The sequence below is a fragment of the Pseudoalteromonas sp. SCSIO 43088 genome, assembly GCF_023650795.1.
GTDB lineage: Bacteria > Pseudomonadota > Gammaproteobacteria > Enterobacterales > Alteromonadaceae > Pseudoalteromonas > Pseudoalteromonas shioyasakiensis.
Genome location: NZ_CP072675.1, coordinates 3196534 through 3220526 on the forward strand (window position 1 = coordinate 3196534; position 23993 = coordinate 3220526).

General features: G+C 42.3%; 18 protein-coding genes and 1 pseudogene. 9 read left to right on the plus strand and 10 right to left on the minus strand.

The window, feature by feature from the left end; all coding sequences use genetic code 11:
* Nucleotides 1–307: 307 nt before the first annotated feature.
* The 3 genes and pseudogenes from J8Z28_RS14740 to J8Z28_RS14750 all read right to left on the minus strand — a co-directional run bounded on the left by J8Z28_RS14740 (nucleotide 308) and on the right by J8Z28_RS14750 (nucleotide 2336).
* Entirely contained in the window at nucleotides 308–1342 is a 1035-nt protein-coding gene (locus J8Z28_RS14740) for an IS110 family RNA-guided transposase (protein WP_008113199.1), read from the minus strand.
* Nucleotides 1343–1421: 79 nt separating this feature from the next.
* Nucleotides 1422–1862 (minus strand): annotated as a pseudogene (locus J8Z28_RS14745) (hypothetical protein); the annotation flags it as partial.
* 3 nt (nucleotides 1863–1865) lie between these two features.
* On the minus strand, nucleotides 1866–2336 hold the full coding sequence (locus J8Z28_RS14750) for a CreA family protein (protein WP_055196731.1): 471 nt from the start codon (nucleotides 2334–2336) through the stop codon (nucleotides 1866–1868).
* 103 nt (nucleotides 2337–2439) lie between these two features.
* Between J8Z28_RS14750 and J8Z28_RS14755 the strand changes: the two genes are divergently transcribed.
* Together J8Z28_RS14755 and J8Z28_RS14760 are read left to right on the plus strand one after the other, a co-directional pair.
* The gene (locus tag J8Z28_RS14755) at nucleotides 2440–2928 is read left to right on the plus strand and encodes an outer membrane beta-barrel protein (protein WP_062566455.1); all 489 of its coding nucleotides are present in this window, start codon (nucleotides 2440–2442) and stop codon (nucleotides 2926–2928) included.
* A 109-nt stretch (nucleotides 2929–3037) separates the two neighbouring features.
* Nucleotides 3038–3367: a 5-carboxymethyl-2-hydroxymuconate Delta-isomerase gene (locus J8Z28_RS14760; RefSeq protein WP_054560998.1), complete on the plus strand. Its 330-nt coding sequence runs from the start codon at nucleotides 3038–3040 to the stop codon at nucleotides 3365–3367.
* Here the strand turns inward: J8Z28_RS14760 and J8Z28_RS14765 are convergent, their stop codons facing one another.
* On the minus strand, nucleotides 3368–5497 hold the full coding sequence (locus J8Z28_RS14765) for a winged helix-turn-helix domain-containing protein (RefSeq protein WP_062566456.1): 2130 nt from the start codon (nucleotides 5495–5497) through the stop codon (nucleotides 3368–3370).
* A 329-nt stretch (nucleotides 5498–5826) separates the two neighbouring features.
* Between J8Z28_RS14765 and J8Z28_RS14770 the strand changes: the two genes are divergently transcribed.
* A complete protein-coding gene (locus tag J8Z28_RS14770; RefSeq protein WP_250659649.1) occupies nucleotides 5827–8847 on the plus strand; it encodes a TonB-dependent receptor domain-containing protein in 3021 nt (1006 codons plus the stop codon).
* Between the two features lie 60 nt (nucleotides 8848–8907).
* On the opposite strand, the gene zapE is transcribed toward J8Z28_RS14770, so the two are convergent.
* Nucleotides 8908–10020 (minus strand): cell division protein ZapE, encoded by a 1113-nt coding sequence (gene zapE / locus J8Z28_RS14775; protein WP_062566458.1) that lies wholly within the window; start codon nucleotides 10018–10020, stop codon nucleotides 8908–8910.
* A 58-nt stretch (nucleotides 10021–10078) separates the two neighbouring features.
* Between zapE and rsuA the strand changes: the two genes are divergently transcribed.
* Entirely contained in the window at nucleotides 10079–10777 is a 699-nt protein-coding gene (gene rsuA, locus J8Z28_RS14780) for a 16S rRNA pseudouridine(516) synthase RsuA (protein WP_062566459.1), read from the plus strand.
* A gap of 154 nt (nucleotides 10778–10931) precedes the next feature.
* On the plus strand, nucleotides 10932–12506 hold the full coding sequence (locus J8Z28_RS14785) for a methyl-accepting chemotaxis protein (protein ID WP_062566597.1): 1575 nt from the start codon (nucleotides 10932–10934) through the stop codon (nucleotides 12504–12506).
* A gap of 61 nt (nucleotides 12507–12567) precedes the next feature.
* On the opposite strand, the gene J8Z28_RS14790 is transcribed toward J8Z28_RS14785, so the two are convergent.
* Nucleotides 12568–13350 (minus strand): YggN family protein, encoded by a 783-nt coding sequence (locus J8Z28_RS14790; RefSeq protein WP_054551020.1) that lies wholly within the window; start codon nucleotides 13348–13350, stop codon nucleotides 12568–12570.
* 105 nt (nucleotides 13351–13455) lie between these two features.
* Nucleotides 13456–15885 (minus strand): zinc-dependent metalloprotease, encoded by a 2430-nt coding sequence (locus tag J8Z28_RS14795; RefSeq protein WP_062566460.1) that lies wholly within the window; start codon nucleotides 15883–15885, stop codon nucleotides 13456–13458.
* A gap of 160 nt (nucleotides 15886–16045) precedes the next feature.
* On the opposite strand from J8Z28_RS14795, the gene J8Z28_RS14800 reads away from it, so the two are divergent.
* On the plus strand, nucleotides 16046–17014 hold the full coding sequence (locus J8Z28_RS14800; protein ID WP_062566461.1) for a class 1 fructose-bisphosphatase: 969 nt from the start codon (nucleotides 16046–16048) through the stop codon (nucleotides 17012–17014).
* A gap of 40 nt (nucleotides 17015–17054) precedes the next feature.
* On the opposite strand, the gene J8Z28_RS14805 is transcribed toward J8Z28_RS14800, so the two are convergent.
* A complete protein-coding gene (locus tag J8Z28_RS14805; protein ID WP_062566462.1) occupies nucleotides 17055–17378 on the minus strand; it encodes a hypothetical protein in 324 nt (107 codons plus the stop codon).
* Nucleotides 17379–17421: 43 nt separating this feature from the next.
* Here J8Z28_RS14805 and J8Z28_RS14810 point away from each other — a divergent pair, with 43 nt between their 5' ends.
* From J8Z28_RS14810 to J8Z28_RS14820, 3 genes are all read left to right on the plus strand, one after another.
* A complete protein-coding gene (locus J8Z28_RS14810; RefSeq protein ID WP_062566463.1) occupies nucleotides 17422–17778 on the plus strand; it encodes a DUF5522 domain-containing protein in 357 nt (118 codons plus the stop codon).
* 180 nt (nucleotides 17779–17958) lie between these two features.
* Nucleotides 17959–20391, plus strand: a complete 2433-nt coding sequence (locus J8Z28_RS14815) for a TonB-dependent receptor (protein ID WP_062566464.1) — start codon at nucleotides 17959–17961, stop codon at nucleotides 20389–20391.
* Between the two features lie 83 nt (nucleotides 20392–20474).
* Nucleotides 20475–22013 (plus strand): tetratricopeptide repeat-containing sulfotransferase family protein, encoded by a 1539-nt coding sequence (locus tag J8Z28_RS14820; RefSeq protein WP_062566598.1) that lies wholly within the window; start codon nucleotides 20475–20477, stop codon nucleotides 22011–22013.
* Here J8Z28_RS14820 and J8Z28_RS14825 read toward each other — a convergent pair.
* Complete coding sequence (locus J8Z28_RS14825) at nucleotides 21988–22827, minus strand: sulfurtransferase (RefSeq protein WP_062566465.1); 840 nt, start codon at nucleotides 22825–22827, stop codon at nucleotides 21988–21990. The two genes, J8Z28_RS14820 and J8Z28_RS14825, sit on opposite strands and share 26 nt — an antisense overlap.
* Complete coding sequence (locus J8Z28_RS14830) at nucleotides 22827–23702, minus strand: capsular polysaccharide export protein, LipB/KpsS family (RefSeq protein WP_240701459.1); 876 nt, start codon at nucleotides 23700–23702, stop codon at nucleotides 22827–22829. Before J8Z28_RS14830 ends, J8Z28_RS14825 begins: the two co-directional genes overlap by 1 nt.
* Nucleotides 23703–23993: the final 291 nt, after the last annotated feature.

Genomic DNA, 23993 nt, shown 5'->3' on the forward strand with positions numbered 1-23993 from the left:
TGAAAAGCAAAGGTACTGACATATATTCGAGCTATGGTGTCATGGTTATCATGCGCCATGCTCCTAATGAGCTTCGTACCAAGGGACCTAAAAAATATTCACCCAAACGAGATTTAATCTCGTGTCTTTATCTGGTTAACCTTGGTTAGCGTGCGCTTTTTGTTTCATTATAAGTGAAGTACATACAGGATAAGCGTATGTTACGACTTAAGTGCCCAAACACCCACTCAGGTTTTAAAACCTATGTCATAACCAGGCTGTCTTAAGTCGTAAACTCGGGTGTGATTGGTGTGTAAAATACGCATAATTAAGCATCCTTTTGTGTATTCTGCACATACTGAGGAGAGTAGAGAGTTTGCTTGGTCAGCAATATCCACATCAGTCGAGCCAATCTGTGTGCGGTGGCGACCACCACACAATTAAAGTGTTTTTTCTCGCGCAACTGGTTTATCCACTGGCTTAGCGCATCTGTTTTATGGTGGCTTCTGGCGATAAGGGCGCGAGCACCGTGAATAAGTTGTTTTCGCAGGTAACTGTTACCTCGCTTAGTAATACCAGACATTTTACTTTTATCGCCTGACGCGTATTGTTTTGGAGTTAATCCTAGCCAGACGCCCAGCTCTTTTGCATTTTTAAATGCCTGACCGTTCCCGATTGACGCTGCATAGGCCGAGGCATTGAGTACACCCACGCCAGGAATAGAGTGAAGTATTTTAGCGTTTGTATCCCGTTCAACGTGTGCAGTAAGCATCGCTTCAATGGCTTTAATGCGTTTAACAAGGGTTTTGTACTCAGTGTAAATATCACTCACCATTATGCGCAGCTGAGGGCGAAGCTCAGAATCACTTTCTAAGGCAATTATCCCTTGCTCTAATGCCTTCATACCGACAGGAAATACATACCCAAAATCGACCAATAAACCGCGTAACTGGTTGGTTGCAGCAATCCTGTTTTGCAGAAGTCGCTCACGTATCTTATGGAGCATGAGTATTTCTTGCTGAGCTTCGGTTTTAATAGGAACGAATTTAATATGAGGGCGTAAGCTTGCTTCATAGATAGCAAGGGCATCGTTACTGTCGTTTTTATTACCGCGAACAAAGGGGGTAACGTGTTGTGCAGGGATAAGGTCAACGGTATGACCGTAAGACGAAAATACTCTTCCCCAGTAGTGGGAAGAATAACAGGCTTCCATCACCACGCGGCACGGAGGGGTATTCGCCATGAAGGCGTTGAGTTTAGCTCTGTTTAAACGTTTATTGCATTCTCTTTTATAGTTAGAATTAAAGCCAGCGACTTGGAATACATTTTTTGCCAAATCAATTGATAATGTGCTAATTTTCATGACGGACGTTCCCTTTTAACTGAGTGTGAGTTAACCAGTTTGGCGCATTGACGCCGTTTAGGGGAGCGTCCATCTCATCACCCACATGGTGAATCAAAATGGTCGCTAAGGTACCAGCAAAACTTGCCACTAAATCTTGCGGTTGATTGATTTGGTTCGGGTTAAAGGAGATATTCACCGGATGATTTGCCGGCAAAATTAAGCTCGCCTCGCTACCGCGTAAATTGTCTTGAAATTCAAAATGCGGAAACACCTGCGGTGTAAGCCCAGATGGCGCAACTAAGTTAATTGGCCACGCCTGCATCCCCGCATAATCAACAACTCGGCTAAATACCTTTTCAGCCATTTCATTGACGCTCGACACCCTATCCGGAAAGAACTGCCCGTTAGGTAAAATGATTTGTGTGTGTTTTAAAAAATATTCACTATCAAAGTGTTCAACAGCCCATAAAAAGGTATCGATTAACCACTGCTGCTCTTGCTCATCAACAAGTGGGGCTGACTTAAATAACGCTAACATAAATTACTCTTGTGATTGTGCCCATTGCCATGCATCCGTATTGTAAAGAGGCACAGTTGATAAAGCATGATGATGGCTACCGCTCGACTCTTTCGTTGAATAAGACAAATATAAAAGTGTGCGTGTTGGCGCATCATAAATACGACGTACTTTTAACGATTTAAACAAAATACTTTTCGATGATTTAAATACCACTTCGCCCGATTTACTGCGATCAATTTGTTGTAATTGGTCAGCGGTAATGGGGCCTGTTTGACGACAGGCAATAGACATATCGGATGGATCAGCAAAATCAAGGTTCGCTTCAATATGGCTAATGTGACAAGTAACACCGCTTATAAGCGGGTCTTGTTGTGATACCACTTTAATATCTTTGGTCGTAAATAACCCCAAACTCACCGAAGCAGCATCATCCGAGCAACCGCTCAACAAAATCAGTGGCGCAGTAAGTGCAGCTAATTTTAGTAACTTCATCCTAGTGTTCCTTATTAAAAAGCGATAGTTGTCCGTTTACAACGATTTGCTTGCTATGTTTCAATACTATCTCAAAATATCTTCAACAACGAGCACCTAAACAATGAAAAAATCGCTTGGTTTACTGTGTTTAATGTTCTTAAGTAGTACAGCTCACGCTGACTACTCTATTAGCGCTGGTTTCGGCAAAAACTTTACTAACTCGGTGCAAACCGAAGAAAACCTTAAAATTGAGCTTGAGGATGACAGCCATTTTACTGTCAGCCTAGATAGAACCATTGATAATGCTCGCTATGGGTTCTTTTATTCAGCAACCGAGCTTGATATGAAAGACCAAACCAACAAGCAAGTCGAGATGCAATACCTGCTATTTCAAAGTGCCGTAGAAGTGCCATTAGCTGACCGTATAGTTGGTTTTGTTGGTGCCCAAATTGGCGCAAACCACGTCAACACTGACTTTGCCGACTCTGATACATATTTTACCTCTGGCCTTTATGCTGGCGCAGATTATTTATTTACTGAACAAGCACGGGTTTATGTTGAAACTCGCTGGCTGGCAACTATTGTAAATAATGCAAGTAACGTATCGTGAACATTGCCAACATCAGAAGACGACCAATGTCTATGGCACTTTGATGGTGATGTGTTAAACCAATTTCAGACAAACATCGGTTTTAGTTACCGCTTTTAAGGAAGACCCCATGCCGCACATTGTTATAGAACACTCAGAAGACTTGCCAATTCTGCCACAAGTGTTAGTTGAAAAAGTTCACCAAGCCGTTTTTGACTCAGGCTTATTTGAGCTTTCGACCATAAAGACTCGTGCAATTGCTTATCAGCATTACGAATTAGGTGAAGGCAAAGATGGCTTTATTCACATCGGCGCATCAATCATGGCAGGCAGAACCATAGAGCAAAAGCAAATGCTCAGTGAGCAATTATTAAGTTGCTTAAGAACATACTGCCGCCGCTCGTATAGCTTAAGCGTTAATATTTACGATATGGATGCTGATATTTACCGTAAGTGTTAATTACTTTGGCAAATAGGCTGCCGGTAAGCGCTTGATTTCTATCTCAGGCGATAAGTACGCAGTGTAAACTAGCCAACGCTCATTGGGTATGTAGGTCAAACCCGATGAGCGACTATAAGCTCGCTCCGGTAAGGCAATTAAATCATGATGCTGCTTACTTGCTAAGTCATAGTAGCTAATACGGTAATCACCTAAGCGTTCTTTATAATAATAAATACGCCCCTCATGATACGCGTTCTTTGCCACCAGCAACCATGCATAACTGCGCGCCAACTTAACATCGTTCACCAGCATTTCTTCAACACCCGTATCATGATGTTTTATCCAAATAGCATGGCGCGAGTTGGTAAATAAAATATCGCCTGATTGTGTTTCAACGCCATACTGCGCAGGCACTTCAACAGCTTTACCTAGGCTTTTACCTGTTAAGTCATAACGATATAAGTAGTCACCATCAGAAACTAAAATATGCTGGCTATCAGCGCTAAACTTGGGTTTAATTGCATGACTAAATGGCAGTTTGATTTGCTGACTTTGCTCTACTTTGAAATCATAAATATATAAGCGGGTACTGCCATTGTCATACAATGAAAACAAAATATAGCGTCCATCGGCTGACCAGGTTGGATCACGAACTTCCCCCGTGTTATGTGCAAAGTCAGTAAGCTGCTTTCGCGAGCTGCTATCAGGGTTAACAATCCAAAGCTGTGAACTGCCAGATTCATTGGACACATACAGTAGTTTATTTTGCTGCTGATTATATTCAGGGAATAGCGAGCTAAAATTGGTCGACAACATAGAAAACGGCGAGTTGGCCACTTGTTCGTCTATTTTCAGACGCGTGATCACCTTATCTAAATCCCACTGATGGTAATAAACACTACCATCACTACTGTAATTAGGTGAACTCATGCCCGCAATTTGCGTGTTGATTAGGGTTTGATTCTTAATGTCAAAGAAGTAGCCATAACGTTTACCGCCCTCAACTGCACTAAACGCCAATTGCTCTTTAGACGGATGCCAATCTACACCATGAATATCAACAAAATCATGAGTTAGCCGTTGGCTTTGCCCTGTTTTTACATCTATTAAAAACAGCGCTTTTTGGTTGTTTTTAACATTACGCGTAACCACAACTCGCTGTGCATCTGGCGAAAACGACACTGACTCATACACAGTTTCGCAGTCATCATTACAAGGAATAACTGTTTCTTTTGTTTGTTTTGCCTGTAAACCGAGCAGTTTGATACGAGTGACATAATCACCTGTCTTGCTTGTATGATCAACAATGTAGGCCAAGGTTTTACCATCACTACTGATATCAAGATCAGGCGCATAGTTATTACTGCACTCCCCTAGCACGACACTGGTGGCATTTACCAAAGAGAGTTTTACAATTTCACAAACATCTGACGCCATACGGTAATAATATAATGTGTTTGCATCTGGGCTAAACACAGAGCGCCCTTCTGTAAAAGGTGAGTCCGTTAATTGCTTTGCTGGGTGCTCTGGAAAATGTAAATCACGTAAATATAGGTTATTTGGTTTACCAAGCTGTCGCCATGAATACACCAAATAGTGCTGATCATCAGAAATTGAAGGATAAATCTCACGACCAGGGCTTGCCGTCACGCTTTCGATACTATTAAGCGGTAGCACAAAGCTTGAGTTAGTTTGCTTTACAGGCGAAGAGAACAACCAATACATCACAACCAAGCTAATGACACACAAAGCCACAAACAGCTGGCGTATTTGTGCAGTAGTGATACTAAAACCCACTGGGTTTTCTTTATCGGCTGTATCTATTGGCTCGGGCTTTAATAAAACGCGATAACCCGTTTTACGCAGTGTCTCTATGTAAGTTTGTTCTGGATCGAGTTCCTTAAATGCTTTTCGTAAATGCCAAATTGCATTTGTTAAGGCTTTTTCACCCACGTAAAAATTGCCCTCCCAAACACTATTGATGAGCTCTTCACGGGTGATGGGTTCGGGGTAACGCGCAACTAAGCAAGCTAACAACTCAATAAACTTAGGCTGCAAAAGCTGTTCACTACCATTGCAGATCAGTTTATTTTCGAGTGGGTTAACAATACATGAGCCCAGCTGATAAACGCGATTAGATGTTTCCATTTACTCTAAATAAAACCCCATTTTAGAAGTACAGCAGTATAAAGCCCTATCAATTTATCGTAAAAGCAGCCCTTTCACCAGCTTTAACGTTGCAAAACAGTTAACAATGAACATTTCTTAACTCGCTGATTTTAAATAAATAGATATTCAATAGATATAAAATAGAGACATAAACGAGCCACCTAAGATTGTAGTTAGGTTCACATTTCTATAAAAATTTTTACGTCAATACCGACCAACCAGAGTGTTGCTCACTGTAAATTTTAACTGCCCTTAAAAGAGCATCACTCTGGTTCTAAAAACTAAAAATAAAACAACTAGGAACGCCTGTGAGAAATCTACTAACCAAACCTTGTGCTATTGCACTTGCTGTTGCCAGTGGTTTTAGCCAACATGCATTTGCCAATGAGGCTGAGATTGCCCGCCCTGCCAACACCACTCCAGCAGCTAATGAACAAACTGAAGAGCCGGAAAAAATCGTTGTTACGGGTTCTCGTATTAAACGCGATAGCTTTTCAATTCCAACACCGCTGGTCACAATGGACCGCGAAGCCATTGCCGATACAGGTTTAACCAACTTATCAGACATTTTGGTTGATAACATGCCAGCTCTTAGCGAGAGCATAGGTAATACCACCAGCCAATCAAGTGTTTCAGCGACCGGTTTATCGACAGTACAGCTTCGAGATTTAGGCGCTAACCGTACCCTAACATTGATTGATGGTCGTCGTGTTGTTTCAAACAGCTACAGTGGCAACTATGTCAGTTTAAATACCATTCCGAGCGGTATGGTTGAGCGCGTTGAAATAATCAGTGGTGGTGCATCTGCAACCTATGGTGCCGATGCTGTAGCAGGTGTGGTGAATATTATCACCCAATCCAAAAAAGAAGGCTTTGATTTTAAAGCGAACACAGGTGAAACCACCGATGGCGGCGGTAAAGAATTTACCCTTGATTTAAACTACGGTACCTCGTTTGCTGAAGATCGCGGTTACGCCTATTTCAGTGCCAACTGGGACCGTGATTTCGGTATGACTTTTTACGATCGTAAACGCGCACAAATCGAAGATTCTTACCGCTACGACGATGAGCAAATGTGTAATCAGATGCTCACAAAAGACGGTTATCAATGTATGCGTGACATCACACAAGCTGATTGGGTTAGCAAAAGTGATGGTATTCCTGGCGGTGTGTTCTTAGAAAACAGCCGTAACGACACGCAATTTTGGTATGACGGCCAAACTCTACGTGATGACTGGAAAGGCAACGAAGAAATTTACGGTGTGAATTCTAGGCAATACGTGATGCTTGATGTACCAAGCGATAACGTATCTGCTGCAGTTAAAATTGATTACGATTTAACTGACGATGTAATGTTCTACGCGCAAGTTCAATACAGTGAAAGTGGTTCTTTTAACAATAAGTCGCCTGAAGATGAATACGAAGGTGCGTATGTACCGCGTTATGACCCGACCACTGGCGAGCCCCTTGCAGATGTAGCACCGGGTTATATCCCTATCGACAACCCATATGTTCCGCAAGAAATCCTCGATGCCAACCCATACAAAGATCGTATTTATTGGGATCGCCGCTTCAGTGAAGTGGGGAATATTAGCACTGATAATACCCGTAAAACGATTCGTAGTTGGGCAGGTCTCCAAGGCACATTATTTAACGACGAGTGGGACTGGGATGTATCTGCAAGTTATGGTCGTTTTACCCAACACCAAATTCGTAGCAATGAATTAAATACTGTAAAACTTAATCAAGCTTTGCAAGCAGAAGAATTAGCGGATGGCACCATTCAATGTATTGATGAAGCAGCTCGCGCTGAAGGCTGTGTGCCAATTAACTTATTTGGTGAGGGCTCTATCACCGAAGAAATGGCTGCTTGGATCCGTACCAACCCAATTATTGATACCGAAATAGAACAATACGGTGTAGTTGGCTACGTTGCGGGTGATTTATTTGAATTACCAGCAGGCTCAGTATCCGCAGTATTTGGTGGTGAATACCGTAAAGACAGCCAAGACCTATCAACCAGCGACGACATGAAGGCAGGCGGTATTACCTTCAACTATGTACCAAATTTTTATGGTGAAGTTGAGGTCTATGAAGCCTTTGCAGAGCTTGCGATCCCACTTTTAAAAGATGCTCCTTTAGCAAAAAATTTAAGCGCAGAAACTTCATTACGTTTAGCTAACTACAGCATGGAAAACGTCAACACTGTTGCCAGCTACAAGCTAGGTGTATTTTGGGAACCAATCGAAGGCTATGCATTTAGAGCAAACTACGCTCGCGCTCAACGTGCTCCCACAATCACTGAGCTTATGTCACCACCGCGTGGCGATTACGACAGCTATGATGATATTTGTGACGGTTTAACAGCAACATCAACTAAAGCAGGTCACGATAACTGCCGCAAAGAACCTACGTTAGCTGCGCAACTTGCTGCTGATCCTAACTTTGAATTTAGCGATGAGAACAACAGTTACTCTCCAGGGGCAGGTAACGAAAATCTAAAAGAAGAAACCGCTGATACTTATACCTTTGGTGTGACAGTGGCTCCTGCCTTTTTAGAAAACTTTAATCTTGCTGTTGATTACTACGATATTGCTATTGTTGATGCGATTTCGCAGATCAGCAATGAAAACATCATGCGTGAATGTTACGACTCAGAAGCAGCATGGGGTGAAGACACCGTATTTTGTAATGATATTACCCGTAATAGCGAAGGTAACATTATCAAAATTCTTCAGCGTCAATATAACCTCGATGAGCTAACTGCACGTGGTTATGATGTGGTTGCACAGTACAAATTAGACTTAGATAACCTAGGTCAGTTATCGTTTAAACTAGATTACAACCATGTAATCGAAAACTCGCAAACTTATGAAGGCCTTGATGGCAGCTTAGTAACCAGTCACTACGCAGGTTACGGCAGCAGCAAAGATAAAGCCTCAATGTCACTTACATGGCGTAACGATAACTTGCGTATTCGCTGGCGTACAAATTACTTAGGCTCGTTTAAAGCAAGCCAGAGTCTTGAAGAAGATTATCAAGAGTATGTTGCCGAAAATGATGCCCGCTGTGAGGCTGGTGAAGATACTTGTATCAGTAATCCAGAAAAACTTGCCTACCAAGATTATGGTTCGTTCTTAAAGCACAGCCTTTCAGCGTCTTACACCATGTCACTTGGTGAACAGAGCCAATTGCGCGTATTCGGTGGTGTGAATAACGTGTTTGATAATAAAGGTGACTTTTATCCATATGGCCGTGGTAATTACTACAGCGCATACGGCGGTGGTGCTGGTCGCTACGTGTATGTAGGTGCTCAATATAGCTTTTAACCGTTTCATATGAAGATCCCCAGCTAGGCTGACATCAAAGGCGCATTTTTATTGCGCCTTTTATCTTTTCCAGCTTTGCATCCCAACTAACCGAGACTCGGTACGCGCATATTCAAATGCCAGTTTTTGGCCTTGATATAAATCGCTAATACCCACATCGGCCGAAATCACCAGTAATCGGCTGCGATCATAAAACTCATCAACTAAAGCAATAAAGCGCCGCGCTTCATCATCTAAAAAATGTTCTTGTAAATCCTGCTTTTCTCGCTGATAACTATCTTCAATGCCATGCACAATTTGTTTACCTGTTGCTCCGCGCCCCATCACCGGCACATTGAGTAAATAAACGCGCTGAAAACGCTCTGCCAAATAAATATAATCCGCGGTGCTTCTAGGTCCTGAGCAAAGCGTCATAAAATCAAACATAATGGCGTCTTGAGCTTGCATTACACAGCTAAGCTCGCGGTGGCAAACCGCTATCGTTGTTTGCCTTTGTATAGCTTGCTCGTGCTTTAAAAAGCGCTCTGTTAGCGCCTTTTTGTTACCAATAAAATAATGTGCGGTTTGTTTGCCAAAGCGAAAGCGATGATCGGTATCGCCTTCAACACTTAAAACATGGCAATGCTCATTTAATAAATCGATAGTGGGTAAAAATCGTGCTCGCTGTAAACCATTACGATATAACTGCTCCGGTTGGCAGTTTGACGTTGCCACTAACACTACTTGCTGCTCAAACAAGGCTTTAAATAAGCCACCTAAGATCATGGCATCACCAATATCAGATACAAAAAACTCATCAAAACAAATCAAGCGAATGTGCTCTGCCCACTCTTTAGCAATCACCGTCAGCGGATTTTTCTGCCCTTGCAGCTGAGTTAAGCGCTCATGCACTTGCTTCATAAAATGATGAAAGTGCAAACGCTGTTTAGCTTCAGTGTTAACAAGCTTGAAAAACACGTCCATTAACATAGATTTACCACGCCCTACTGGGCCATATAAATAAACCCCTTTTATTGGCTTAGCGCCTTGCCACCAATGGCTTGGTGCAGCTAATTCTGTGGCTAGATTATCGAGAGCATTAATCGCTGTGCGCTGGGCACGGTCTTCTTGCAAATCACCTTTGGCTATTTGCGCTTGGTAATGCTGTAATATTTGTCCTTGCTGTACTGTCATAGGTAACTAGTATCCGCTATACTCGCCGCCATTGTAGCCGACTAAAAATGTGATCCCAATGAAATTTCCATGCCGTTTAGATAAATTTATTAGCCATATTGCCGAGTTACCTCGCAGCAAAACCAAAGCAGGTATCAAACGTAAATACGCCACTGTGAATGGCGAGGTGATCACCTCATTTGATTATTCAATCAGCCAAGATGATGACGTGCGCTGGCAAGGCGAGCCACTGGTATTTTTAGGTAAGCGCTACTTCATGCTCCATAAGCCTGCTGGCTATGTATGTGCCAATAAAGATGACCTTCACCCGACTGTATTCGATTTACTTGATGAACCAAATATGAGCGACTTTCATGTTGCAGGCCGTTTAGATATCGATACTACAGGGTTAGTAATCATCACCAATGATGGCGACTGGTCACACAAAATTACTGCACCAAAGCATAACAAATTCAAAACGTATTTAGTTGAAACTCAAGAACCTATTGATGAAGAAGCCATTGCAGCGTTAGAGCAAGGGGTGCAATTGCACAACGAAAAAGAGCTAACTCGCCCTGCGGTTGTTGAAAAACTTGCAAGCTACAGCTTACGCCTTTCAATTTGCGAAGGTAAATACCACCAAGTTAAGCGAATGCTTGCGGCTGTAGGTAATAAAGTTGTTGAATTACATCGTGAAAAAATAGCTGACATCACCCTCGACGAAAGCCTTGCAAGCGGTGAATATCGTGCCCTTACAGAAGCCGAACTGAAGCTCTAAATAGGTACTTGAGCAAAAGTCATGATAACGCTGTCATTTTTCCTTAATAAAACCAGACAAACGTGGTAAAAGTTAACAGGGGAAATAATAAAGGAGGCTGACTGTGTTATCAGGATTAGCTTTAAAAACAAAAATCACCTTATTTGCTATCGCTATGTTTATTGCGTTATCTGCGATAGCGTTACTTGGCTTACAATCTTTACGCCATGCCAGCGAAAGCGACAACATCGCGCGTATCAACCAGCTCATGAAGAGCACCACCAATATTGTTGAGCAATTTGAGTTGATGGTTAAAAGCAATCAACTCGAAGAAGCACAAGCAAAGAAGCTTGCTATTCAGGTACTTCGAGAAAATAAATACCACGACTCAGAATATGTGTATGTCGTCGACAACAACTTAGATTTTGTCGCCACTCCGCACGACCCAGAGCTACACGGCACCAGCTTTAACGATTTTAAAGATGCCAGCGGCAACAGTATCGGCCGTATGGTCGAAAATCTCGTGGGTAACACGACCAATAAAATCATCACCTATCACTGGGATTCAGTGCGAGATGGTGAAACCGTTGATTTAACCTCTGTAGTACAAAAAACACCGCTGTTTGGCTGGTATGTTGGTACAGGCATTAGCGCCAAAGAAGTTGATGAACGTTATTGGAATACTGCAAAGTGGTTGCTGGGCTTATCTATGCTTATTGCCATTGCACTGACCTTTGCTATTGCTCGCTTTGGCTCATCGCTCACTAATGCCTTAGGCGGCGAAATTGATGAAGTAATCGGTATTGTAAAAAACGTCTCTCGCGGCAACTTAAACTCATATATTCGCCAAGATGCTCCACCTGAGAGCATTATTGCTGCCATGCATTACATGCAGCAAGGTTTACGTGGCGTTGTTGGCGGCATTAAAGGCGTTACAGATAGCTTAAAAAATCAAAGTGTTGATAACGAGTCTCGCTCTGTTGAGCTCGATAAACTCACTCGTAGCCTAAACGAAGAAACTCAAATGGTAGCTTCAGCAATTACCGAGTTAACAGCCTCAGCGCAAACCGTTGTTGAACATGCTGAACAAGCCGCTTACTCAGTGCAAGAAGCTGAGCAACAAGGTCAAAGCGCCAGCCACTTAACCAGCGAGGCTGCTGATACCATCGCGCTTTTAGAGCAGCAAATTGACAGCGCTGGTAATAATATTCAAGTGCTAGATGATGAGGTAAATAACATCGCAAATGTGCTCAGTGTTATTCAAGGTATTGCCGAACAAACTAACTTACTTGCGCTTAACGCAGCGATAGAAGCTGCCCGTGCAGGTGAGCAAGGACGAGGCTTTGCTGTTGTTGCTGATGAAGTTCGCGGGCTTGCTCAGCGCACACAAACCAGTACTGAAGAAATCCGCAATATGATTGGCAAACTACAAGCTGCAACCCAAGATGCCAAATCATCTGTTTCGCTTAGTATTAGTACCAGTGAACAAACCGTTGAAAAGTCGACTAAAGCCAATGAAGAGCTAAAACGCGTTGCCAGTTCACTCAGCGCCATCGCGCAAATGAGCCATCAGATAGCCATTGCTGCAAAAGAGCAGCTTGATGCCGGTGAAGACACTGCCAAACGTATCGTAACTATCTCAGACACGGCTTCACAAACGGCTGATGTATCAAATCAGGCCCATACAGCAACCGATTTGATCAAAGGTCTTACTAGCAATTTAGAAACTGAAACCGCTAAATTCAGTTAATTTAAATCAACTAAAACGAAAAAGCCCAGCAACTGCTGGGCTTTTTCGTTTTAAATTCGCATTAAGACTTTATTTGTACCAAATCAAAATCGGCCATACCAGGCACCATTTGTTGTAATCGTGATTCGGTGACATCTAATGAGTTCAAACACTCACAATACTCAGAGGCTTTCATCTCTAATTGCTCTGCTTTCTTTTGTAGTGATTTATCAATTTCTTTTGAGATGATATCCATACGCTGCCCCATATCATTGATACGGTCTTCGATGTTACCTTCGCGCGATTTAAAAGCATCGCCTAACGAGACTAAAATAGCGCCAAGTGAGCCATGCACTGCAGAGTGAATTTTTTGGCTGATTTCTTTGGTAAAAAAGTCATCTATTTTCGACAGCGACTGCGGAGCAATAAAGAAGAAGTCATCACCACGCTTAAATTTATCCATCAGCGCACGCTCAACATATTGCAGCTGAGTTTTTAGTACTTCGGGCTCTTTGTCTGACATGCCCTCAACAACTTGCTCGATGGCACTTAAGCCAAGGTTTACACCATCGGTCGCCAAGTCAACAAGTTCAGGGACTGTTTGCCTGATACCGCGGCTGAACTGCTCTACAACTTTGCTTTCATCTGGGCTTAAATCAACCCAATAACCTCTTATAAACAATTGGTTATCGTTATTGATCTGTACGCGAGTTTGACCTTTATCAACAATACGAATGACATCATCAGTGATTATTAAGCCATGGCTTAGCTCTACATCGCATTGTTTTTTTTCTAGGGTTGCGTAGCTGGAAAAGCTAGAGAATGTAATGGCCGCTGCTAACAACGAGCGAGAAAAGAACGCCATATACACCTCAAAAAGACAAAAAAGGAAGGCCGCTAGATTAGCAAATATCCAATTTTATGCAAGTAAAACGCCTAGCTATGCTAGGCGTCTTAAAAGAAAGGTGGATTAAATTGGTGAACCCGGTGGCATTGGCAACACTTTAAAGTTTGCAGGCCATTCACCGCTTTCTAAAAACAAGCTGATTTGCTCGCTTAAGTATTGCTTAAATGCACTGTTACCAACGGATGCACTGCCTAGCATTGATTCTTGTTGGTAACTCTTTGCAAGTTTAGCTAAGTAGTAACGAAGCTGTGCTTGTACTTCGGGTGCCACCTCATTGCTTGCCACTAAGTCAGCAAACTGTTTCGCCGTTAAAAGCTGCACACGTTGGCTAATTTTACCTGCCATCCCTGAAGCAATTTTTTGCTCAAAAACTTGCTGATAAGTTTGTGCTAATAGCGCATCTAAACCATAAAATGCATCGCTTCGTGCTTGCTGCTGCGCCAAACGGTTAATGCGTTGGCTATTGAAAAGTAGGCTCAAGCTATGTGCTGCAGCAACCTCAGGCAGCGCCATAGCATCAAGCGTTAGTCCTGTGCGACCAACAATACTTTCGCGTGATTTAGATTCTCCATATGCTTTTGGTGGAATAAGCGCTAATATTGACTCAGGTAAAACAAGGTTTTCGGCTTTTAGCGTTGCAAGTAAGGCATCCACTGCTGCTTGTTGCGTTTGCTTTGCCACAACCTGTGCCCCTTTTGGTTGTGAGCCATCACGTACTTCGTACTCATAATTCACACCAGCAATTAGTTTAACCGCAGCTTCTACTTGATAGCGATGGAACAAATAAAGTGGCACCAGTATTTCTTCTAGTTGTGATAAAGCAGTGCCTGTTTTGATGTTTTCGATACCAAAGCTCGTCAGCGCTTGTTTGCGAACATCAAGTACACGCATTAGCTCATCACTTGGTGAACTGCCGTTATCCCATAAATGCCCTGTTGGGTGAGCACCACCTTGAGCGCGGGCATCACTGTCTGAAATAAATTCCAGCCCTTTGCTTTTGTTTTCAGCTAAAATTGCGGCCAATTGCTGTGCTTCATTTTGATTGGTGAAGTCGCTATAACCGTATTTGACCACTTGGGTATCCCACACGCCCATGCCAGTAGCATAGCCTCGACTTACATCTAATTTACCTTGCTCATTAAAGCTCAGTAGTGGGTGTGGATAATCCATCACAGAGGCTCTGTCTGCCACTGACGCTGCAAAGTTATGCGAAATACCTAAAGTATGCCCGACTTCATGGGCACTTAATTGACGAATACGATCAAGTGCCATGGCTTGTAAACGCTTAGCCACTTCATTGCCTTCAAAATAGGGAGCTGCTAATGCTTCCGCAATTAGGATGTCTTGACGAACACGCAGTGAACCCAGTGTCACATGACCTTTGATGATTTCACCTGTTCGAGGGTCAATCACTGAGCTGCCATACGACCAACCACGGGTTGCACGGTGCACCCATTGAATTACGTTGTAGCGGATATCCATAGGGTCTGCATCATCAGGGAGCACTTTAACAATAAATGCGTTCTTATAACCTGCTGCATTAAAGGCATCATTCCACCATTTAGCACCATCAAGTAACGCTGTTTTAACTGGCTCTGGGACACCCGGATCTAAGTAATAAACAATCGGCTCAACGGGCTCGCTGATTGGCAGGCTCGGATCTTTTTTCGCTAAACGATGACGCGGGATGTAACGCACATACATAGACTCACCCAGCGCTGCCGCATAATCTTTGTGCTCAATGCTCCAAAAACCTGCTTGGGGGTGGAATTTGCGAGGGGTGTAGTTATCGTCCGGTAACTCAATTAATGAGTGATGCATATGCACTGTCAGTGCATAAGGGTCTGCACTCACTTGGCGTACATACTTACCTGGGTTATTACCTTGAAAAGTAAGCACGGCTTCTAATTCAGTATTTTTTTCAAACGCTTTTGAGCGTGCTAAATATACCGCACTGCGGTTGCTATCTAAGTTAAAACTTCCCTGCCCGGTTGCTGATAAACGACGGCTTACACCATGAACATCGCTTAATAAATAAGGGGTGTAATCCACAAGTACCGCAGTGTCTGACTGAGCTACAACACTAAAGCCCGCTAAAATACTTGATGCGAACGCCTCTTTAATACTTTGTTGTTCCGCAAGGTTATTAGTATTAGCACGGTAATAAGTATTAATAGCTCTTAACATCACTTTATCGCCAAAACGCTCAAATTGAACTAAGTGAGTATCGCCTAACTGACCGCGATCTAAGCCAATATCATTTGAACCAACACCGTAAGGTAAGCTTTGTTGTAATAAAAATTGTTGCTCGAGTTTATCCACCTCAAGATACAATTTGCCGTTTTCTGTGTCGTAGTAAAATGAAAAATAGCCTGAAAAATGAGTCATTTTTTCAGTAAAATCATTTATAGACTTAATTGCTGCGTGTGCTTGAGTTATCATAGTAAGTAGCACAGCTAAGAGCAGATATCGTAGTAATGGTATTTTTTGCATAATCTTATCTTTGTTATTCGCGTTTTAAATACTGTATAGGTATTAAGCAGTATAAAGTACCGCCAAGAAAAATCAGCTATTTAAGACGAAATTCAGCGCTTGCTAAGACATTCTCTCTCACACTAAAAATGTCTGGCTACAACGTTATCAGGAAAATAGAATGCGTAGACTCCCACCGGTATTGTTAGAAGATGGTTGCCCTCGTGAACTGATCTCATTGATCAGAACGGTACTTGCGGCATGTAAAGAAATTTCATTTCGTGTTGGTCAAGGCGCCCTATCTGGCGTATTAGGCTCAACCCTAGACGAAAACATTCAGGGTGAAACACAGAAAAAACTCGACGTTCTAACTAACCAACTTTTAAAAGATATTTTATTAGAATCGGGCTACGTAAAAGCCATTGCCTCTGAAGAAGAAGATTTCACCGTTGCGGGTAATCCAGATGCCAACTACATTGTTGCATTCGACCCACTTGATGGCTCATCAAATACTGATATCAACTCACTCGTTGGTACGATTTTCTCAATTATGGCGGCGCCTGAAGGGGCTGTTCCGGCTGATCCTAGTATTTTTATGCAACCGGGTAAAAACCAAGTTGCAGCGGGTTATGTATTATATGGCCCATCAACCGTGCTGGCGTTAACAACCGGCAAAGGCACACGCTTTTTCACCTTAGATAAAACGCACGGTACCTTCTTATTAACGCAAGATTTTGCAACCGTACCTGAAGAGACTAGCGAATTTGCAATCAATGCTTCAAACCAACGCCATTGGCAACCAGCAATGCAAAATTACATCAATGACTTAATTGCTGGTGATACTGGACCGCGTGGTCGTAACTTTAACATGCGCTGGATTGCTGCAATGGTAGGTGATGTGCACCGTGTATTATGCCGTGGTGGTATTTTTACTTACCCAACCGACACGAAAGATCCAAATAAACCTAACAAATTACGTTTATTATACGAAGCAAACCCAATGGCAATGTTAATCGAACAAGCTGGCGGTATTGCCTCAACAGGCACTGAGCGCATCATGGACATTCAACCTGATGCTATTCACCAACGTGTGGCGGTGATCTTAGGTTCGAAGAACGAAGTGGAAACCTGCTTAAGCTACCATAAATAGCAAGCAGTAAATGCCTTAGGCTGAAAGGTATAAAATTCTTTCAGCCTAAAGTCACTGCTAATAACTTCTTTAGCGTACTTGTACTCAACTCACCCATTTGCTCGTTATTACTTAGCGCATAAATAGCCCCTTCAACGGCACTTTCGTCGATGTCTTGCCTAGACTCTACTACGTTTGCCCAAAGTTCTAATTCATCGATATCTATTTCGCCGTCTATAACACGCTGTAAAACCTGGCAGAAAACATCTTGCGTCAGAGTATAGATACCACCTTGCGTGTCTGGAGTACTGGTAATTACTGAGATTGCCTCAAATCGGTTATCACCAAAGCGGGCAAACTCATCTAATGCGTCTAATTTATCCATTTGCTATGCTTACCTTTTCAATCTCAAAGCATCTTTTTATTTAATGACAACCCTTACTTGCTCACAATGCAAAGCAACGCTTAACTGCCAAGCCGACAATATTAATGCCTGTTGGTGTAATGAGCTGCCCAACATTTTACCACTCGATGAGGCTGCAACAGAATGTTTATGCCGAGACTGTACTATAAAAAAGATCAATTCATTTTTATCTAAACTTTACCAACAACCTCTTGAACAGCAGCTTGCCTTTGCTAAGCCTTATTTTACTCAAGGTAATTTAATAGAAAATCTCGATTACACCATGCAAAACAACTACATGGTATTTAGCCGCTGGTTCTTTTTAAAACGCGGCCATTGCTGTAGTAATGGCTGTACTCATTGCCCTTATTCCGACAGCTAATCCCTTACAGAGTATTTATTCAATTATTTTGCATTTAATTGCAAATAACGCATGGACGATAAGAATAAAAATACATTATAATTGGATATAAATTCACTAAATCATCAATTTTTAAGCTTAAATTACTAGTAATGTCTATTTTTTAAGCATAAATTTACTGTAACTAAGTCGGAATCAATCATGAACACTTTTAAGCCTGCTCTACTTGCAAGTGCAATTTCTGCAGTTTTAATCAATAGCAATATGGCGTTTGCTGCAGAAGATGCTATCGAAGTTGATAAATCAATTGAAACTATTCAAATTACTGCAACACGACGTGCAGGCTCTGTGCAAGATGCACCGCTTAATATCACAGCGCTCAATGGCGATGTAATTAGCGACCAAAACATTGGCGATCTAGAAGATGTCGCACGCTGGGTACCTGGCTTAACAATTTCTGATCAAGGTGGTCGTGAAGGTTCTCCGATTATCGTTCGTGGTTTGAATACAAATACCTCTGACCGTATTTCTGATAGTGGCACAGTGGCAACCTATGTTGGTGAAATTCCACTGAGCATCGACTTACGTTTAACTGATGTTGACCGTGTTGAAGTGCTAATTGGCCCACAAGGTACACTGTATGGTGCAGGTACTTTAGGTGGTGCAATTCGTTACTTACTAAAGCAACCTGAGCTTGATATCACCGAAGGTAAGATTACAGGCGATGTATTTAGCATTAACGAAAGTGACGGCACTGGCGGTGAGTTTGGTGCTGTATTCAATACCCCGCTAATTGAAGAAAAACTAGCGCTTCGTGCTAGCTTAAATTATTACGATAACCCTGGTTACATTGACTACACTCACGTGGTTCAAGAACCGGGTGTATCAAACCCAAACCCTGACTTTTCAGACAGCAGCGATGTAAATGCCAACTTAAAAAGCGTAAGCGATGTTAACGATGAGCAAATCACCACAGCACGTTTATCACTGCGTTGGCTTGCAACCGAAGATGTTGATGCAACGCTAAACTACTTTTATCAAAAGCAAGAAAATGGCGGTAACTCGACATCGCAATACGGCTCACTTGCTGATAGTAGTGCACTACAAGGTGTCCCAGGAAAGTACGAAAACGTAGCTCGTGTACTTGAGCCTGGTGAAGAAGAAAACGATTTATTAAGTTTAGAAGTAAAAGCAGATCTTGGTTTTGCTGAGCTGGTATCTGCATCTGGTTGGTCTAGCTATGAGCAGTCTGGTCAGCGCGATCAAACTGATCTACTTTACGATATTTGGTCAGGTTATGCCGACTTCCCTTCTTTTGTTGGCTACACGCACGATACCTCAGATCGCGATACATTTACGCAAGAACTTCGTTTAGTTTCAAATAGTAATAGTGCTTTTAGCTGGATTGTAGGCGGCTTCTACAACAAAGTAGAAAGTTACTCTGATGATCGTGAGTACACGCCGGGTCTGACTGAGTACTGGGGTGGTGGTATTCCAAATGTTGAACAAGACCTTGAGTACATTCTAATTTCAGATAGCGAAACCACTGAAAAAGCACTTTTTGGTGAAATCGGCTACAGCATCACAGATCAGTTTGATGTAACTTTAGGTGCTCGTTTTTACGAATACGATGTATCAACAACATCAGGCTCTGCAACGCCGCTTTATTCTGGTGATTTTGATTCACTAGATAACCTTGTTATGGAAAATGTGAGCGCTAGTGATAACGGTAACTTATTTAAGTTTAATGCTAACTATACATTCGATAATGGTGTACTTGCTTACTTTACTGTGAGTGAAGGTTTCCGTATTGGTGGTGGTAACGGTATTGCTCCTTGCCCTGATGTATTACCTGAGCAACAAATAGTTTGTGCCCTGCCAAACGAAGAAGATTACAAACCAGATACAACAGTCAACTACGAGCTAGGCTTTAAGTCATCATGGTTACGTAACCGCCTACACTTCAATGCTGCACTATTTAATGTTGATTGGAAAGATGCGCAAGTAGGTAGTAGCACTGTAAATGGCCAAGAGCTAATTACCTCAAATGCAGGCTCTGCTAATTCGAAAGGTGTTGAACTTTCTACTCGCGCAATGATTGGTGATAATTGGGCTGCATATGCGACATACGCGTATGCAAAGGCTGAATTGACCGAAGATGCACCTTACTTATTTGGTGTGTTAGGCGATGACTTAGCACAGTACCAAAGCTACTATGATGGTGCTAAAGGCGACCGTTTACCGGGCGCTCCTGAGCATCAATTCTCGTTTGGTCTTCGTTACGAGCAAGATGTCTTAGGTGATAAGTTATTAAGTGTAAACTACGGTATCACAGCGCAAAGCAATGTGATCACCAAAGTAGGCCTAAAAGCAGACGGCGAAGTATTACCTGGTTATGCACTAAGTAACTTATCTGCCAAAATTACTGGTGATATGTGGTCTGCAACGCTTTACGTAGACAATTTATTCGATAAATATGCATTCACTTCTGTACGTCGTGATAAGTCTTGGGCAGGTATGTCACAATATACTGAGCTAAACAAAGAACTACCTGAGCTACAGCGTGTTTATGGTCACTACACCACAGCGCCTCGTACTATCGGTATGAAGTTTAGCTACAACTTTGAGCTGTAATTAAACATACCCATAAAAGCCTTGCCACCTTTAGGCAGGGCTTTTTAATACCTGAAAATAATTAATTGGTATACTATGCGCTTATGCTAAATGATACCCAACAAGCGCTTCGCGCTCATATCCAACAGTTGTTAAACAACAAACAACTAACCGATGCACATCACTTACTTGTGCAGCGCCTAAAACAAAATCCTGAAGACCATGTTTGTTACTTTTTACTCAGCGAAGTCAACACCGCAGCTGGCGATATCACCAAAGCGATTAAGCTCCTTGAAAAAGCCCTAAGCCTAGCCCCTTTTGCAGTTTATCATTTAGCACTTGCCAGGTTATACGTACTGTTAGGCAAAGTAAGTAATGCAGCTGTACATTATCAAAGCGCATTACAAACAGCTGACTTTAGTGGCGCAGACTTTGATACATTAGCCAACATTGCGACCCGTTTAGGGCATTATGACGACGCTCTTAGCTTCCAACAAGCAGCCTACCAGCGCAATAAAGATAACCCACAAATTAGCTATAATTTGGCAGTGTGTTATAAAATTCACGGACTGTTCGATGAAGCTAAAAGCTTGCTTCAGCAACTAACCACAAAGCAACCTAGCTTTTATCAAGCCCACTATTCGCAGGCTGAACTCAATACTGTTATAGATGCAGAGCAACATATCCAAAAACTACAAGCCTTGGCGGATAAAGAAAAAAGCATTGTTGAACAGCAAGTGTATTTTCATAGTCTTGCTCTTAATTATGAGCACCTAAATGACTACAAAAATGCATTTAAATACTTTGCACAAAGTAAGCAAGCGATAGCCAGTAAACTTAACTATCAAGCAAGCCAACACCACCACTTTTGTCAAAAGCTCATTACGCAAAGCAAACAACAAGCACCTGCAAGTAGTGACTCTGAGTTCTTACCCGTTTTTGTTGTTGGCATGCCCCGCTCTGGCACAACCTTAGTTGAAAAAATCCTTAATCAAAGTACACAACTGCAAGGGGTTGGGGAGTTAAATGATATTGCACAACTCATACAATTCGCCACGCAATCAGCGCGTGTAATAGACAGCGAAATGCTCGATAAGGCATATGAATCTGAGGCAATAAAAACAGCACTGGCTAGCTATCAACAAAGAGCTGAGCTACTAAGTGGCGGCCTAAGAAGTTGTGACAAACAGCCATTTAACTTTTACTATATTGATTTTATTTTAGCGGCTTTTCCTAATGCTAAAATCGTTTGTATGCAGCGGGGCTGGCAAGATTGCAGCATTGCCAATTTTAGACAGATGTATAGCCCGCAAAGTGTGTTTCATCACTACAGTTTTACACTTGAAGATATTGCCTCGTTCTATCAAGATTACTCGGCATTAGTCAGTCATTTTGCCAACAAGTATCCTGAAAATGTTTTTTTGCAAAGCTATGAGCAATTGGTGGCAGAGCCTACTCAACAAACTCAGAAGCTCTATGCGTTTTGTGATTTAAGCTGGCAGGAAAACTGCCTGACTTTTTATAAAAGTAATGCAGCATCAGCCACGGCGAGTAAAAAGCAAATCCGCCAGCCACTGAATAAAAACAGTATCGGCAGCTGGCAAAATTACGCTGAGTTTATTGGTGCGGACCTGTTTCAATAGGTAGGTCGTGACGAGCGCCCCACTCACTCCATGAGCCATCGTAAACACGTAAGTTAGCGTAACCGCATTCATCGGCACACAATGCAATTGCACAAGCGGTTACACCTGAACCACAACTAAACTGCAACTGGGTGTGATGCGGCGCTATGTGTTGTTCAAATAATGCCTGCAATTCGCTAAGGGGTTTAAGCTCACCGTTATTTAGCACTGTTGCTAGAGATAAACTGCGACTATTTGGAATATGGCCACTGCGCATACCTTCGCGCGGCTCAGCGTGTTCACCGGTAAAGCGCTCATAAGGGCGAGCGTCGAGTGTTAGTGTGCTTTGTTCGTCAAGTGAGTTAAGTACTTGCTCAGCATTGATAAAGTAATCAGCGCGCGGGCTGGCAACAAAGTTGCCTTGACCAGTAGCGGCTGAATAGCTTGCTTGTGTAGCAAAACCAAGTGCCAGCCACTTAGCTAAACCGCCACTTAAAACTTTTACGTTATCAAAGCCCATGGCTTTAAACATCCACCACGCACGCGCTGAACTGAATAAGCCTTGGTCTTCATAAATCACAACTAGAGAGTCTTGGTTAACACCAGCAAGCTGCATATGTTCTGTGAACTGCTCGCTACTGCACATCATGCTTGGTACAGGGTTACTGTTATCTGCCAGCGTCTTTTTGAAATCAAAACGCTGTGCATTAGGAAGCATAGCCTTAGGCGCATACTCACCCGGTAAACCAGGACGTACCATTCCTGCATCGAAGATAACCAAGTTATCCTGGCTTAAATGCTCGTTTAACCATTCTGGCGAGACAATGTTCTTCATTAGCTTTCCTTTTGCGATAACTGTGCAAATGTATCTTGTTGAGTTAAGCGCTTTTCGACCGCTTCAACATGCTCAGTTGTACATTCTTTCCAAACACCAGGCAAGCAATACACATGCTTTAAGTAGGTAAAAAACTTATCTCTCAGAATACTGTTAGACTGCCAGCCATTTTGTAGTTTTTCTAAGCACTTAATCAAAGTCGCTTGATCACTCGCGTGTAGTACAAGCTCATCAATGTTGTAACAAGCAAGCCCTAAGGTAATCACTTTTTTATCAAGTAATAAAGATTCTAAGCCAACGGTCGAGTTAATAGTGATCACGGCTTCAGCGCCATTGATAAGCTCTCGAGTACAATTTCCGTTAGCAAAAACGGCAACATCATTTCTATCGTACAAGTGCTCATAGTGCTTATGCCATGAAGGATGTTCTTTAAAAACGACTTTAAGTTCTGGATCATTTAACTGTTTTACAGCTGAAACAACAGCATAGTAATACTCTTCCATTGACTTAAGCCATGGAGAGTAGCAAGCTATTTGAGTATCGTGTGGAACTTGAAATGGCACAAATAAGTATTTTTTGGGTAACTCGATTGCGTCAAACTTACAGCGCTTTTTATGATTCGCTCTTGGAATTAAATCAGGCGCAGAAAATGGCAACTTCCCCTGCGGATCAAAGTTTAAATAGAATTGACTATCTCGCGGTACAGAAGCCGCAAAATTAATACCTTTTGGATCTAAGCTTGTTGTTCCGGGCAGTAACCCATTTTCATAGTAATAGGTGGTCACTCCTAAAGCCTTAGCAGCCATACAAACAGTAACATTCGGTAATTTATTACCATTCCAAATGACTAAAGCTTGTGGCGATTCTGACTTCAATAAATCATAATACTTAGCGAACCGACACCGCTCCACAAGCAGCATCAAAGCAGAGTAACTTTTAATTATTAGCGGGTTATTCCATAAACTATTACGCGCTTGTTTCCGTAATAGTTGCTCCGCAATTATTTTACTAAAATCATACTTAGTCGTATTTTTGATGTATTTCAGAGCACCAAATCTTGGTACCCCCATCGTGTGCACTTTGCAATTTAAGGGTAACTTCTCAATTAGTTCTTTGTAATAGCGGGCGTGTACATTATTGCGAGAGATAAATAGAAAAGACATGCT